Annotated in this window: 16 protein-coding genes; 7 read left to right on the plus strand and 9 right to left on the minus strand. The window is 41.1% G+C overall.

Annotated elements, in window-relative coordinates; translation table 11 throughout:
• The first annotated feature begins 260 nt into the window (after nucleotides 1-260).
• Together ACFQWC_RS09960 and ACFQWC_RS09965 are read left to right on the plus strand one after the other, a co-directional pair.
• Complete coding sequence (locus tag ACFQWC_RS09960; protein ID WP_341357757.1) at nucleotides 261-767, plus strand: antibiotic biosynthesis monooxygenase family protein; 507 nt, start codon at nucleotides 261-263, stop codon at nucleotides 765-767.
• Nucleotides 768-942: 175 nt separating this feature from the next.
• Nucleotides 943-1,518 (plus strand): cysteine hydrolase family protein, encoded by a 576-nt coding sequence (locus ACFQWC_RS09965; protein ID WP_299740026.1) that lies wholly within the window; start codon nucleotides 943-945, stop codon nucleotides 1,516-1,518.
• A 107-nt stretch (nucleotides 1,519-1,625) separates the two neighbouring features.
• Here ACFQWC_RS09965 and ACFQWC_RS09970 read toward each other — a convergent pair whose 3' ends face one another.
• From ACFQWC_RS09970 to liaF, 3 genes are read right to left on the minus strand one after another with little or no spacing between them, the layout of a single operon-like run.
• Nucleotides 1,626-2,279 (minus strand): response regulator, encoded by a 654-nt coding sequence (locus ACFQWC_RS09970; RefSeq protein WP_299740024.1) that lies wholly within the window; start codon nucleotides 2,277-2,279, stop codon nucleotides 1,626-1,628.
• An 18-nt stretch (nucleotides 2,280-2,297) separates the two neighbouring features.
• Nucleotides 2,298-3,326, minus strand: a complete 1,029-nt coding sequence (locus ACFQWC_RS09975; RefSeq protein WP_341357756.1) for a sensor histidine kinase — start codon at nucleotides 3,324-3,326, stop codon at nucleotides 2,298-2,300.
• A gap of 37 nt (nucleotides 3,327-3,363) precedes the next feature.
• Nucleotides 3,364-4,179 carry a cell wall-active antibiotics response protein LiaF gene (gene liaF, locus ACFQWC_RS09980; protein WP_299740020.1) on the minus strand — a complete coding sequence of 272 codons (816 nt, stop codon included), beginning with the start codon at nucleotides 4,177-4,179 and terminating at the stop codon, nucleotides 3,364-3,366.
• A gap of 242 nt (nucleotides 4,180-4,421) precedes the next feature.
• Between liaF and ACFQWC_RS09985 the strand changes: the two genes are divergently transcribed.
• Nucleotides 4,422-5,819: a hypothetical protein gene (locus ACFQWC_RS09985; protein WP_377107069.1), complete on the plus strand. Its 1,398-nt coding sequence runs from the start codon at nucleotides 4,422-4,424 to the stop codon at nucleotides 5,817-5,819.
• A 38-nt stretch (nucleotides 5,820-5,857) separates the two neighbouring features.
• Here ACFQWC_RS09985 and ACFQWC_RS09990 read toward each other — a convergent pair whose 3' ends face one another.
• Nucleotides 5,858-6,457, minus strand: coding sequence for a phosphatase PAP2 family protein (locus ACFQWC_RS09990; RefSeq protein WP_299740016.1), 600 nt, complete (start codon nucleotides 6,455-6,457; stop codon nucleotides 5,858-5,860).
• Between the two features lie 95 nt (nucleotides 6,458-6,552).
• On the opposite strand from ACFQWC_RS09990, the gene ACFQWC_RS09995 reads away from it, so the two are divergent.
• Nucleotides 6,553-7,758, plus strand: coding sequence for a M20 family metallopeptidase (locus ACFQWC_RS09995; protein WP_299740014.1), 1,206 nt, complete (start codon nucleotides 6,553-6,555; stop codon nucleotides 7,756-7,758).
• Nucleotides 7,759-7,808: 50 nt separating this feature from the next.
• Here ACFQWC_RS09995 and ACFQWC_RS10000 read toward each other — a convergent pair whose 3' ends face one another.
• The 4 genes from ACFQWC_RS10000 to ACFQWC_RS10015 form a co-directional block, all read right to left on the minus strand.
• Nucleotides 7,809-8,216 carry a DoxX family protein gene (locus tag ACFQWC_RS10000; RefSeq protein ID WP_299740012.1) on the minus strand — a complete coding sequence of 136 codons (408 nt, stop codon included), beginning with the start codon at nucleotides 8,214-8,216 and terminating at the stop codon, nucleotides 7,809-7,811.
• A gap of 139 nt (nucleotides 8,217-8,355) precedes the next feature.
• A complete protein-coding gene (locus tag ACFQWC_RS10005; RefSeq protein WP_299740010.1) occupies nucleotides 8,356-9,060 on the minus strand; it encodes an EcsC family protein in 705 nt (234 codons plus the stop codon).
• Between the two features lie 66 nt (nucleotides 9,061-9,126).
• The gene (locus ACFQWC_RS10010; RefSeq protein WP_377107072.1) at nucleotides 9,127-10,353 is read right to left on the minus strand and encodes an ABC transporter permease; all 1,227 of its coding nucleotides are present in this window, start codon (nucleotides 10,351-10,353) and stop codon (nucleotides 9,127-9,129) included.
• Entirely contained in the window at nucleotides 10,346-11,089 is a 744-nt protein-coding gene (locus ACFQWC_RS10015; protein WP_299740006.1) for an ABC transporter ATP-binding protein, read from the minus strand. The genes ACFQWC_RS10010 and ACFQWC_RS10015 overlap by 8 nt, the downstream gene beginning before the upstream one ends.
• A 708-nt stretch (nucleotides 11,090-11,797) precedes the next feature.
• Between ACFQWC_RS10015 and ACFQWC_RS10020 the strand changes: the two genes are divergently transcribed.
• The gene (locus ACFQWC_RS10020; protein ID WP_299740005.1) at nucleotides 11,798-12,220 is read left to right on the plus strand and encodes an HIT family protein; all 423 of its coding nucleotides are present in this window, start codon (nucleotides 11,798-11,800) and stop codon (nucleotides 12,218-12,220) included.
• A 158-nt stretch (nucleotides 12,221-12,378) separates the two neighbouring features.
• On the plus strand, nucleotides 12,379-12,915 hold the full coding sequence (locus ACFQWC_RS10025) for a tryptophan transporter (RefSeq protein WP_299740003.1): 537 nt from the start codon (nucleotides 12,379-12,381) through the stop codon (nucleotides 12,913-12,915).
• A gap of 67 nt (nucleotides 12,916-12,982) precedes the next feature.
• Here the strand turns inward: ACFQWC_RS10025 and yhzF are convergent, their stop codons facing one another.
• On the minus strand, nucleotides 12,983-13,177 hold the full coding sequence (gene yhzF / locus ACFQWC_RS10030) for a membrane protein YhzF (protein WP_044337786.1): 195 nt from the start codon (nucleotides 13,175-13,177) through the stop codon (nucleotides 12,983-12,985).
• Nucleotides 13,178-13,341: 164 nt separating this feature from the next.
• Between yhzF and ACFQWC_RS10035 the strand changes: the two genes are divergently transcribed.
• Nucleotides 13,342-13,713, plus strand: coding sequence for a YtxH domain-containing protein (locus ACFQWC_RS10035; RefSeq protein WP_299739997.1), 372 nt, complete (start codon nucleotides 13,342-13,344; stop codon nucleotides 13,711-13,713).
• Nucleotides 13,714-13,969 lie beyond the last annotated feature (256 nt).

A 13,969-nucleotide genomic window follows, 5' to 3' on the forward strand; every position in this document is an offset into this window, starting at 1 on the left:
CCTTTCTATGTAACTCCATTATTCCCATTGTATACTAACTTGAGTAGATTCTGAAATTGTCTTATTTATAATATGACCGTACGAATTGTAACCCTTTTAAACTATAGACGTTTTAAAGAGAATTGTATAGTTATCAAGGGAAAATGTCATAAATTTGCCGATTTTCAGGGGGGATGAAAAAATATCCATAAATCATGTTACATGAGCTAAGGATTAGGGAAGAGTATACTAGAGATAACTAACTAATTGAGGTGATTTGGATGAAGGTTTATATAACAACGGGAACCCATGAATTTCTAAAAAAATTAATGGATCGGCATTCAGATGAAAAGATGATCTTAATGCAGGGAAAAGATGCCATGCTGCTCCATGAGACAAAAGGAGAGAGTGTCTTTGAATCCCCCCGCAAATATGAAATTGTCGATCAATCCGGTGAGCTTGAAAATAAAGGATATGTGGTTTTCAATAACATTCCTGTTACAGATGAAGGTCGCCCACTATTTGAGTACCGCTTTAAAAATCGTGCAGGATTGATCGAAGAAGTTCCAGGCTTTACGGCTATCCGGGTTCTTCGCCCATTAGACACGGATACATATGTGATTATGACACTATGGGAAGACGAGAGAAACTTCATTGCCTGGCAGGAGTCAGATCAATACAAAAAAGCTCATGAAAAGCGGGGCACGGAAGAAGGAATTGATAATAAGAAAGACATCTTTCCCCGCGCTTCCTATGTTAGTGACTATCATGTAACAGAAGAAGAGTAAGAACCAAGCTGCCATATTTCTGGCAGCTTATTTATTATCCTGATATTCAAACCTTTCAATCTTAACAATTACACTTAAGGTGTACATACATAATTACAAATTATTAACAGTATACTTTATCGTATTGGATAGATATTTACTTTACATTACCCTATATGAAAGGAGTTGAGTACCGGTGAGTCAAACGTGTTTGCTTCTGATTGACTTTCAAAAGGCATTTGGTCATCCTTCATGGGGAAAGCGGAATAATCCGGGTATGGAAGAAAACGCCTATCAGCTTCTTCGCGCATGGAGAGAAAAGGCATGGCCCGTCGTTCACGTACAGCATTCTTCCAATGATATGGAATCACAACTGCATTCAAGCTGCTCAGGTTTCGATTTTATAGACGAATTCCGTCCTTTACGAAATGAAAAGCAAATCATTAAGCACGTTAACAGCGCCTTTATCGATACGGACCTGGATTTATATTTAAAAAGGGAAAAATTCACATCCCTTGTAGTGATGGGCTTCACGACGAATCACTGTGTATCCACAACGGTTCGCATGGCTCAGAACTTAGGGTATGATGTGACGGTTCCTTTTGATGCCACAGCATGCTTTGAAACATATTCCTATGACGGTTCCTTATTTTCCGCAGAAATTGTTCACGGTCTGTCACTGGCTAATCTTCATCATGAATTCGCCACCATCGCTTCAACAGAATCCATTCTATCTTCTCGATTAAAATTAAGTAAACCTGTTACATTCTAAGAAATGTTTTGTTTTCGCAAAGGGGCTTAGTCAAGGGGAATCATTCCATTCCCCTTGACTAAGCCCCCTTGCTTTTTTCAATATAGATTCTTCTCGCAAAAGCTTCTCTACTCTTTACTACCAGCTTTATACAAGATTCCGTTTCGATTTGCATAAATGGCTGCCTGCGTACGATCGGCCACTCCAAGCTTGCTCAGGATATTACTTACATGTGTTTTGACAGTCTTGACCCCTATGAAAAGCTCTTCAGATATTTCCTGATTCGTCATCCCTTCTCCCAGGCATTTCAATACATCCATTTCTCTCGACGTCAGCTCTTCATGAGGCAATACTTCCTGAGGGCGGAATCGGTTCATCATTTTATCTGCCACTTTGGAGGCAATGACAGACTCCCCCTTCACCGCTTTATAAACAGCCGATGTCACTTCTTCGGCACTTGCCGTTTTCAATAAATAACTATGTGCTCCTGCTTCAATGGCGGGAAACACTTTTTCATCATCATAATAGCTTGTAAGTATGATAATTTTACAGTCAGGATGAAAAGTTAGGATTTTCTTGGTTGCCTCGATACCATTCCCGTTCTCCATCAATAAATCCATCAGAATCACATCAGGCATATACAGCTTCGCAAGCTGAGCCGCTTCATTTCCGCTTTTTGCTTCCCCAAGGAATTCGATCCGATCTTCTGTCAGCAAATAGGTTTTCATTCCTAATCGAACCATTTCGTGATCATCTACAATCATCACCTTTACCTTATCCACCTGTTTTCCCCCTTTGATTTAGACTGGAATTCTCAGGTCAATATACGTTCCTTCTTTCTCTTTAGAACGTATTTGAAACAATCCCCCGATTTCCTCGGCCCGCTCTCTCATTGTCTGAAGTCCGTAAGATGTCATCTTGTTTTCTCTCAGGTTAAAACCTCTTCCATTGTCACTAATGTACAACGTGACATACCCGTCCTTTTTCTCCGTCACAATCTTTACTTTCGTTGCCTCAGAGTGACGAAGGATATTGGAGAGGCTTTCCTGAATAATTCTGAACATATGGGTTTCCGTTCCCTTTGAAAGATTCTCAATCCCATCTAGACTTGCTTCGATTTCGATTTGTGTTTTTTCCTTTAATTCTCTAATTAAAATGGTTAAGGCTTCACAAAGACTTTCACCTTTTAAATCGATCGGTCGTAAATGAAGAAGAAGAGCCCTCATCTCCCCTTGCGCTTTTCCCGCAATGTCTGCTACTTGTTTAACGATCATTTCAACCTTCTTAGAGTCTGTCCCGATACTTTTTTGCGCGGCAGAAGATAGCATATTTAATGCGAATAATTGCTGACTGACTGAATCATGCAAATCCCTCGCCAGTCTTTGCCGTTCTTCCATGACAGCTGCTTGATGAGCCTGGTCGGCAAGCTCGGATTTTTCATCGGCTAACCTCTGGAGTGATTTCACCTGTTCTTGAATGAACACAGCAAGTTGATTTAATTCATCCGATAAGACCCCAAGCTCATCGTGTTCGAATCGGTCCACCCTGGCAGAAAACTTCCCGCTTCTTAACAGCGTTACAAAGGTGGAAATATCATCAATTCTTCCTTTAAATGTATATCCTGTGCGAAATCCGAAATATATGCTTAATAATAGAAGAATGCTTGCCAGCCAAATGGTTAAATATAGTGAAACCTGAAGGGAAAAGCTTGGGTTTTCAGCTAAGTACAGATAGACCTGCAAGGAAATAAAGAAAAGCAAGACAGCCATGGTGGACATCATGAAAAAGCTTTTAAAAATCCAGTTGCGAATATTTGATGACTTTTCCACGTTCTCCCCTCCTTTCACTGGATAAATCGGTCTCTGATCACACTCGGCTGATTCGAATCGATCCTATTTTTACATTAACGTTCAGTTTGATCTTTTTGCTTGCGTGCTCGTATTCAGGCGAACGGTAATAAAGCTCGGAACGAATATCAGCAGACTTTTGGTCGAATAATTTAATATCCCCTACCTGCACTTTCAAGGTGATCTCCACTGGAACGTTTTCTGGAATGATCATCTTTACATCACCAATCCAGCCCTTAATATCAATGGGAGTTTCCCCTTCTGGTATAAAAGCCTTACTAAAGTCAAAATAGTAATCTCCAATGGCATTGTAAAGATTCATTGATTCCAGCGGCCAGTTAGGCTCAGAAAAACGTATATCCCCGACAATAAACCCTTTGTTCATTTTATTCTTCTTTTGAAGGAATTTCTCCCCCAACGGCTGATTTTCAAAACCTATGTGAGATGTCTCCTCTTTATTTGGCGATTCATTGCTTATGCTAATCTTGATGGGTTTATTTCTTCCCACTCTATTAATGGCAATGGCAATAATAAAGAGAGGCCATAGTTTCCACCAGCTTCCATAGTCGAAATCCACTACATCGTACCCATCGAGTATAATGAGCCCCCCTAACACCATACTGAATAGTCCAAACAGTAATTTCCAAAAGCTTTCCTTCAAAAAACTGTCTACCGTCCACTTCAAGCCAAGGAGTAACAACAAAATCGGAATAATATTGACAAATATCTGCGTTATTTCCAAGGAAATGACACCAATATTCAATAGTAATAACAACAATCCTATCGCCATCAACATGAACGAGAAAAACCATTGTTTTCTTCCCTTATACCTCATCCCAACACCACCTTTACATCTACTATTAGTTTCGCTATTAATGGATAAATTCCTGTTACTTCTTTCATTATAGATTGGTTTCTCAACGTATTTGAGGAGCATCGGCATGATTTTGCCTCAGTCTCGAGACGGAAAAAAATGTTTCTACTTTGCATCACACCTTTTCACTATTTTCATAATCTATAGTACAGATCAGGGCATATGCCTAAGTTTGAGGAACGATTTAGAGGAGGTTTTTTCTAATGGGGATTGATTTAACAGCTCTTCATTGGATTTATTTAGCTTTCATAGGATTCATCATCCTATTCATGATTTTTCGGAAAGACACCACGATCGTATGTATCCTGGGGATCTTCAGTATTGCCCTGGTGGCAACAGGGTCTCTAAGCGGATCGATTAGTAGTATATTTAATAGCTTTATATTCGCCATCACCGAACTGCTGTCTACCATTCTCGTGATATCCATTATCGTAGCGATGAGTAAAGGACTGACGACCACCGGTATTAACGATGTCATGATCCGCCCGTTTACAAAGTTCATCCGGACACCGGCCCTGGCTTACTGGACAATCGGTCTTGTGATGATGTTTATTTCTTGGTTTTTTTGGCCGTCGCCTGCAGTAGCCCTCTTGGGTGCAGTATTAGTACCAGTCGCCCTTAGAGTCGGATTACCTGCTCTTGGAATCGCCATGGCCATGAACTTATTCGGTCACGGTATAGCCCTTTCAGGTGACTTTGTCATTCAGGCTGCTCCGAAGTTAACTGCCGACGCAGCAGGCATACCTGTATCAGATGTTATTTCTGCAAGTATCCCCCTTATTATCGTGATGGGTGTCGTCACAACTGTTACTGCGTTCCTTTTCCTTAAAAGAGATATGAAGCGGGGAATCCTTTCGGTGGATTCGAGCTCCCTGGCGTCCATCGGCCAGGTTCAGGAGGAGTCACCTAACCTGTTATCTACAGGATGGAAAAGAACGTTTGCCATTCTTATCCCTATTTTATTTGCCCTGGATATTACCGCTATGGTTTTATTTGACCTTCAAGGAGGAGATGCAACCGCACTGATCGGTGGAACATCCATCATCATACTTCTCTTGATTTCATTGGCTGCCTTTAAAGGAAAGGGATTGGAGAAAACGACGAGCTTCATGATTGACGGTTTTCAGTTTGGATTTAAAGTCTTTGGTCCCGTGATTCCAATCGCTGCTTTCTTCTACTTGGGAGACTCTGGGTTTCAAACGATTATCGGCGATTTCCTACCTTCAACATCACAAGGAATCGTCAATGACCTCGGGGCATCCCTTGCTGCCATCGTTCCCCTTTCTACAGCAGTCGGAGCGATCACCCTTACGACCGTTGGAGCGATCACGGGTCTCGACGGATCCGGCTTTTCCGGCATCTCCCTTGCTGGTTCCGTAGCCAATCTATTCGCAGATAGCATTGGGTCCGGTGTCGCTACCCTAACCGCCCTCGGGCAAGTGGCAGCCATCTGGGTCGGCGGCGGAACACTTGTCCCATGGGCCCTCATCCCAGCTGCCGCCATCTGTGGAGTCGATCCATTCGAACTCGCACGGCGTAACATGCTTCCTGTTACCATCGGATTAATAGCAACTACAATTGTGGCGATGTTCTTGATTTGAACATAGTGAGGGACGGACCTTGTATAAGGTCCGTCCCTCTATTTATCTTGTTTCGGCCGCTTCTCATAGAGAAAGATGCACAGTACGAAAAAGGAGTATCCGAGCAGGTATCCGGCTGCGACATCTGATGGATAATGAGCCTGTTCCACTATTCTGCTGAGCCCTGTCAACATGGAAAGGATGATGGACAGGATAAAGAGGCTCACTTTCATTCCAGTTGAAGAGATCTCTCTACTAATGAAGTATGCAATGACGAGTAAGAAGACCAGTCCTACCATGGCATGGCCGCTGGGAAAACTGAACCCTTCCTCGCCATGTGAAAATGGAGGTCTTTCTCTTTCCATCAAGCCTTTGATGGTTTTATTTAGCACGTTACTTCCAGCTACCAGCACAACAACGGTGATGATTCCAACATAGTCCTTCTTGACCCACCAAAGATATAAAATAAGGGCGATGGATGCGATCCCGATCACTATTTCAGTACCGATTACGGAAAACGATTCTATTAAGTGAAGGTTGCTCATGCTGGACAAGAGATACTCATCACCTAAAATCTCCATCTCATAAAAAACAAAATGTGCGATAGTCATAAACAGTACAAATGAAATGATGGCCGTTATGTATCGAAACTTCTTCATCTTGATCCTCCTTGAATTTCACTCTGACTACTTCCCTCTCAATATTTAGTGTTATAATATTCGTAATATTCATCAAATACTAGGAGGTTGTGCACTTGCTGAATGAATTATATCAGAAATTAGAAGAACGTTGGATAGAAATGGTTGAGATCAGAAGATATCTTCATCAACATCCTGAATTATCCTTCCAAGAAAAAAATACAGCTGCATACATAGCTGATTACTACAAAAGCATCGGCGTACCGGTTAAGGAACAAGTCGGCGGCAATGGGGTAGTCGCAAGAATCGAAGGGGCTCTCCCAGGTAAAACGGTGGCCCTCCGTGCAGATTTTGACGCCCTTCCCATCCAGGATGAAAAGGATGTGGAATATCGCTCCACCGTTCCAGGAGTCATGCATGCATGTGGTCATGACGGCCATACAGCAACCCTGTTAGTATTGGGTAAAACCCTCCATGAAATGCGTAGTAAGCTTTCAGGTACTGTGGTTCTCATTCATCAGCATGCGGAAGAATATGCTCCGGGCGGAGCGAAACCCATGATTGAAGCGGGCTGCCTCGATGGAGTGGATGTTATTTTCGGAACTCATTTATGGTCCAGTGAACCGCTTGGAAAGGTTTTATATCGAACAGGTCCAATAATGGCTGCTGCTGATAGATTTGAAATTGTAATCAAGGGGTCCGGCGGTCACGGGGCACAACCTCATAAAACAAAGGATTCCATCGTGATAGGAGCTCAAGTCGTTTCAGAGCTTCAACAAATTGTCAGCAGAAGAGTGAATCCGATTGAATCTGCCGTTGTGACAATCGGTTCGTTTATGGCAGAAAACGCATTTAATGTGATTGCCGATTCCGCTAAACTCATTGGAACAGTCCGTACATTCAATCCTGAGGTCAGAGACTTTATTGAAGAAGAAATCGAACAGATCTTGAAAGGTGCATGTCTTTCAGCCCGTTGTGAGTATGAATATGTGTATGAACGCGGATATCCTGCTGTCGTTAATCACGCTGAAGAAACGGATCTATTGATTCAAAGTGTGGATACAGTCGATGAAGTTCATGTAGTGGAAGAAATTGAAATGCAAATGGGCGGGGAGGATTTCTCTCATTACTTAGAACATGTAAAGGGTACCTTCTTTTTTACGGGAGCCAAGCCGGAAAATGTTGAAGTTGCCTTCCCCCACCATCATCCAAAGTTTGATATTAACGAAAAAGCTCTTCTTATAGCCGCTAAATCACTGGCGTCTGCTGTCATTCAATATCAACAAAGACATTCTGTCACAGAATCGACGCTGACAAATTAACACATAAAAAAGGATCAGGTGCCATATGATAAGGGCCTGATCCTTTACTCTTAGTAAAAGCGATGATTTTTCTCGATCTTACTTACCACCAATACCCACCAGATCAGGAGCGGTTGAAACAATAACCTCACCCATAGCAGCACTACATTCGCTTCTTCATTCCCTGGAGCTGGAATTCCTTTAATGGCCGCATAGATGTTGGCAGGAAAGATGAGAACTAAATAAATCGCTGTGATGATTCCGGCTTTTTCCCGTGTCTTTGGAATGAGCAGCAGCACAGCTAATATAAATTCAATCATTCCCGTAATATAAACGATTTCTTCTCTTAGGGGGATGATTTCAGGAATCATTCGGGCAAATCCTTGAGCTTCAATAAAGTGAAACACCCCGGCTAAAAAGAAGAAGAATGAGAATAGAATAAGTCCTAACAGCTTCAATCCCTTTTTACGTTTGTTCATCTAAACACCTCTCTAAATCAATGTAACCGTACTTCCTAACTATACCTGAATATTCAAAGGAAATAAAAAAAGCGTTCATTTCCCGTAAAGCCCAGCTCACAAAAAAAGATCGACCATCACGATCGACCTTCCCTCACTACTATTCTAATTCATTAAAGTACCGAATCCGATAAGCAAATTTTGCCACTTCCCCCAGTTGATCAAGAAGCTGATAGTTTGCATAGGCCCCAACGACAGCTCCTACTCCCGGAATGAGTTGAAACAATTTCACGAAATCAATGTAATCCCGATACTCCTGTTGAAAGGTTCGCCAGTCCAATTCCATTAGCTTTTCTTTTTCCTCATCCCAGTTTTCGATGATGTACAGGACATGTTTTTTATGAGAATCACTGGAGAATGCCAGTTGAAACACATACAAAAGAAACAGTCGTTCTTCATATTGTTTTACATCATACCCATGAATGGCAGAGCATTCGCTTAGGAATTTCATTTTGATTGATAAAAGCAACGGAAAATCTGCCAAACCGAGAAAGATTCCACCTGCACCAGTTCCTGCTCCTTCAATCGTCGCAGCTTTTCGGTAAAATTCCATTCGTTCCATCATTAGCCTTTCTCTTCCCTCTAATGAAGGCCTCAATGATATCTGATGAAGAGGTACCCACTCACTGCCCTTTAACGTAACTTCTACCATTCTCTTAATGCTTTCCGTTACCAATTTGTGCGCTTTCTCAGGTATCAATTGATTCACTTTTGTTTGAGCTTGTTTAGAAACCCGTTGAAAGATAGACGATTTTCTACTGAACTTACGTTTCCAGGAATCGAGCTCTTCTTTTTCATGGTTCACACTGAACCACCGTCCTTTTTTATCGGCTTACTCATTCTATACGTTTCTTCCTACTGGATTGTTTCACTAAAATAATGTTTCTTCCATCTTTTTCAATCGCTGAACTAAGTAAAATTGGCTAAACAATATGGAGAATGACAGCCCAACGAGTAGGGTAATCACTCCTTCCACCCAAGCCCCCTTAATGAATAAAGGAAGGCAAAATACAACCGCTTGGATCATCATCGCCTGATTCATGATTTTTTGGAAGGATGATTTCTTCAATTCCCTTGAGACGGGATAAATGAGCACCCAGATTTTATAATCAAACCGTTTAAACATTGGTATGAGCTGAAAAGCGGTTAAATACAGAAACACCAAAGCAGTCAGAATGCTGAAAATAAAGGACGAATTTGAATAAATCAGCAAAACGCCGATCAAGGTCAAACGAAGATAAAGACCTGAATATTCACTTGTTCTCACCAATGAGCGAAGATACAAATAGCGATAGGTTGATGCTTGGGTGAATGATGTTTTCACAATTCCATCAAGCCATTTTCTCCTGTGCACCTTTCCTTTCAGCTTAGGGACATCAGTGAACATATTGGCGATCCGGTAAAAGATCAGCATCCGCTGCTCCTCCAAGTTGATTAACAAATCCCATTTAAGATTTTTTCCTTTTGTTGATTGATAAAAGTAGAGCGCATATCCGAGCATAATGAAGACAACGACCGTGATCATCCAAATGTCAGCTCCTGATAATACTAAGAACACGAGAGTACCGCTTAATAAAAAACGCAAAAAGCTGTCCTGCAGGTGAGCTTCCCTTTCCTGAAAGCGCAGCATAAACCAGCGTACATATAGGTTCCATACCTTTAAGGCTAATACAAAGCCAAGTAACGGAAAGAAGCTTCCAAAGCTGCTGTCTGATACCGCTACATACATCGGCATGAGTGCAGCCAGTACGAGCAGTTGAATATACGATTGAAACATGAAACTAATCCAGATGCATTTGGTGAAATAGCTTGATAAGCGCCCCTCTAATGGCAGAAGAAACACGGCATCCGCTTCCCTCAAAAACGTATAAACGGGACTCCATGCCAATAAGAGACCCAGAATCACCGCCATGATGAGTGGTGCAGGAAAAGCCGGATCCAGGGTTTTCACCCACTGATTATACGTATACGCTGCTCCTCCCAATGCAAAAATCAGGACGAATAATAAATGATCGTTAAACATGTATTTCAAGTACTTTTGAAGCTCTTGATTATACTCTACGATTCGTTTCTTCCAAATACTTTCAACATTATTCATCATGAGATTCTTCCTTTGTCAGCTGGATATAAATATCATCTAAGGTCGCATCCGGCATGAAGAATTCGGTACGAAGTTCCTGAAGCGTACCTTTTGCGCGAATTTTCCCTTCATGAAGAATGATGAATGAGTCACAATATCTCTCTGCCGTTGCTAAAATATGCGTCGACATCAGTATTCCGGCACCGTTTTGCTTCATCTCCTGCATCCAGTCAAGCAGTGACTGAATTCCGAGTGGATCTAATCCAACAAACGGCTCGTCAATGATATAGAGACTGGGCTGAATTAGAAAAGCGCACATGATCATCACCTTTTGTTTCATCCCTTTTGAAAAGTGTGCAGGAAACCAGCTCATCTTCTTCTCCATACGAAAGGCCTTCAACAGTTTATCAATTCTTCCTTTATACTCAGACTCCGATAAGCCGTAGGCCATGGCCGTCAGTTTTAAATGCTCTTCAAGGGTAAGCTCATCATAAAGAATCGGTGTTTCCGGTATGTATGAAAACTGCTTTCGATACTGATCGGCATCACTCTTCAAGGTATGACCATTAATGGACACTTCTCCTTGCTTTGCTTCCATGAGACCGATTATATGCTTGATAGTCGTACTTTTCCCTGCCCCGTTCAGGCCGATTAATCCGACAATTTCATTTGAATGTATGGAAAATGATATATCCTTTAAGACCGGTTTTCGGGTATATCCGCCAACCAGGTGTTTGATTTCTAATAATGACACGAGCAGCAACGTCCTTTCTCTTCTAATGGTTTTCTCTATTTTATCAAAATTTCATGGTAAAGGCATTGTTAATCCAATTTCTCATTCCACATTTTAACATTCATAATAATACACGATTTGCACATCATAATATTTGAAGGGGCCAGCAATAAGAAAAAGGGGATGGTTGTTAAAGACCAGCTAACCGATTTCACTATTGTTTGCGACTGTAAGGATTGTCGTCTTCTATAGTGAATGACACACACACCATATTCATTTGTTCAAAAAATTGATAAATGAGGTGTTTGTTAAAGCACATTTTGACTGAATCAACTTACTTTATTAGCTGATTAAGCTTAGGAGATAAGGGGATGGTCACATTGCACAAAGTCATTCATGTTTCTAATGGTTTACACATATCATCCTTATAGCAAATGAGGTGTTTGTCCAAGACGGCTAACAGTTTCTATTGTCTGAATTGCTTAAATAGCGAAAAGATAAGGGGATGGTCGCATTGAACAATTTTCATTCTAACTTAAGAATGTATCACTACAGAAGCTACTAGCGAATGAGGTGTTTATCAAGGAGAATGAAGCCTGACATATAAACCTTTATAGTATTACCCCTTCAAGAAGAGAGGCAGGAAAATCGTTCCTGTCTCTTCTTCATTTATTTTCTCTTTCATGATAAAATACATAAAAATGCCATTATTGAAAGGTGGAGTAAACAATGAGTGACTGTATTTTTTGCAAGATTATCGACGGTGAAATCCCTGCAATGAAAGTGTACGAGGATGAGCATGTCCTTGCTTTTCTTGATATTAGCCAAGTGACAAAAGGCCATACATTACTTATTCCTAAAGTACATAAAGAAAATATCTATGAACTGACTCCTGATATAGCAAGCCACCTCTTCTCCGTTGCTCCTAAGATTGCTGACAGTATCAAGGCCGAGTTTACCCCCGTCGGAATGAACCTGTTAAGCAATGCAGGTGAAGAAGCAGGACAATCGGTCTTCCATTTCCACATGCATTTCATTCCCCGCTACGGCCATGGAGATGGCTTCGGAGCCGTCTGGAAGACACATAATGATGACTACACTCAAGAAGATCTGAAAGGAATTGCTGAATCCATTGCACAGCATCTGTCATAAAGCAGAGTGCCTGATCCCCTTAGATCAGGCTTTTTTTCAGAATAATTAATCTTTGACAACAACTCTCGGTATGTTATAATGTACCTATCTTTTCGCTAATGGCAACAGTGCACATTAGGAGAAGCAAATAGTATAGTTTAGTTGAGGAGAGATGAGAAATGAATACAAAAACACTTGTATCCCTGTCATTATTAGTAGGGATCGGAGCCGTCCTGCACACAGTGATCCCGGGAATATTCTTAGGGATGAAGCCTGATATGATGCTGACAATGATGTTTCTAGGCATTATATTATTTCCAGCTAAGAAAAACGTATTACTATTAGGTTTATTAACAGGGGTCATTTCAGGATTAACAACACAGTTCCCTGGTGGATTCTTACCTAACCTGATCGATAAACCGATCACGGCATTCGTTTTTTACGGACTTTTCCTGGCTACTAAAAAAATCACTCGTTCACTTGTAGGAGCTTCTATATTAACAGCTATTGGTACACTCGTATCAGGAAGTGTTTTCTTACTTTCTGCTTATGTGATTGTCGGTCTGCCTGGAGCATTCTTTGCTTTATTTGCAGCAGTCGTACTTCCGGCTACACTTGTTAACGCTGGAGCAATGTTTGTGGTGTATCCAATCATTAACGGGATTTTAAAACGTTCAACCATTCGAGAAGCTGTTACAACAGAACAGCTATCCTAAATTAAATTATAGTAAAGCCCTCCATTTAATGTGCTACCATCATTAAATGGAGGGCTTTTTCTATTCCTTACTTGACTGCAACCCACAAGAGTACCCCAATTAAAAAGGTGATCACCCCACCGGACCCCAAGATGGCAGCACGCTTTTTCAATATATTCTTAGGAGGATACATTCCCGGCCTTTGAATGGTAATGAAGTTATACACCATACTTAGAAATAGTACGCCACAGAGAGCAAAGAACCCAAAGATTATCCCGTCCATTACTTAGAACCTCCTCCTTTACTCCACCTCTTACCTTTATTTTTATGCTGAAGATAAGCAGGTTATGAATTCACTTGTTTTAATCTGTTCTAAAAGGGAAAAGGAGAATACATGTTGATTGTAGAAATAGAGTATTATAGAAATAGAAGAACGAGGTGATCATAGTGAACAAAAAATCTCTTGCTTACGGACTTTTAATTGGTGGAGTGGTTGGAGGAGTAGCATCCCTTCTCACGTCTCCTTCATCAGGGAAAGAAATCCGGGCACAAATTAAAGACAAGAAGGATGATTGGACAGGAGTAATCGAGGAGATGAAGCTCCATATTGGTGAACTGAAAGAATCCATCGGCACCCTGTCTCAAGAAGGAAAAGAAACGGTCCTGCAGCTTTCAAAGGATCTTCAAGCTTCATTCAAGCAATGGCAGGCTTCAACAGAACCAAATAATCGACGACTTCAAGAAGAGATTCAATCCATTCAAAGAACCATTGAAGACTTGGAAAGATCGATTAACTCAGCAAATACGACGAATCAATAACTAGAACCCCGTATCCCTCCATTTACTTATGATGATGGAAGGCTGCGGGGCTTTTCTTTTAATTGGATTAGGGGGATTAAAACGTTTCTGCAGAAAAATAAAAAAATTTATATATTCTCCTTTCTTTTCTTTCAATATAATGATTACACGTACAAATCCCGTCATCACAGTATTCATTCACCCATCAACCACTGTTTTTCAAAGGATGTAGCAGCCAAAAATTATATACTTCTAAAAATTTTGTCAATTTAACCTT

Origin of the sequence: Rossellomorea sp. GCM10028870, from assembly GCF_042666755.1 — a bacterium.
GTDB lineage: Bacteria > Bacillota > Bacilli > Bacillales > Bacillaceae_B > Rossellomorea.

What these genes read in the sequence shown, in the direction of transcription:
- ACFQWC_RS09960 (WP_341357757.1), top strand. Translation starts at nt 261, where the DNA reads ATGAAGGTTTATATAACAACGGGAACCCATGAATTTCTAAAAAAATTA.
- liaF (WP_299740020.1), bottom strand. Translation starts at nt 4,179, where the DNA reads ATGAGGTATAAGGGAAGAAAACAATGGTTTTTCTCGTTCATGTTGATG.
- ACFQWC_RS09985 (WP_377107069.1), top strand. Translation starts at nt 4,422, where the DNA reads ATGGGGATTGATTTAACAGCTCTTCATTGGATTTATTTAGCTTTCATA.
- ACFQWC_RS09990 (WP_299740016.1), bottom strand. Translation starts at nt 6,457, where the DNA reads ATGAAGAAGTTTCGATACATAACGGCCATCATTTCATTTGTACTGTTT.
- ACFQWC_RS10000 (WP_299740012.1), bottom strand. Translation starts at nt 8,216, where the DNA reads ATGAACAAACGTAAAAAGGGATTGAAGCTGTTAGGACTTATTCTATTC.
- ACFQWC_RS10010 (WP_377107072.1), bottom strand. Translation starts at nt 10,353, where the DNA reads ATGAATAATGTTGAAAGTATTTGGAAGAAACGAATCGTAGAGTATAAT.
- ACFQWC_RS10020 (WP_299740005.1), top strand. Translation starts at nt 11,798, where the DNA reads ATGAGTGACTGTATTTTTTGCAAGATTATCGACGGTGAAATCCCTGCA.
- ACFQWC_RS10025 (WP_299740003.1), top strand. Translation starts at nt 12,379, where the DNA reads ATGAATACAAAAACACTTGTATCCCTGTCATTATTAGTAGGGATCGGA.
- yhzF (WP_044337786.1), bottom strand. Translation starts at nt 13,177, where the DNA reads ATGGACGGGATAATCTTTGGGTTCTTTGCTCTCTGTGGCGTACTATTT.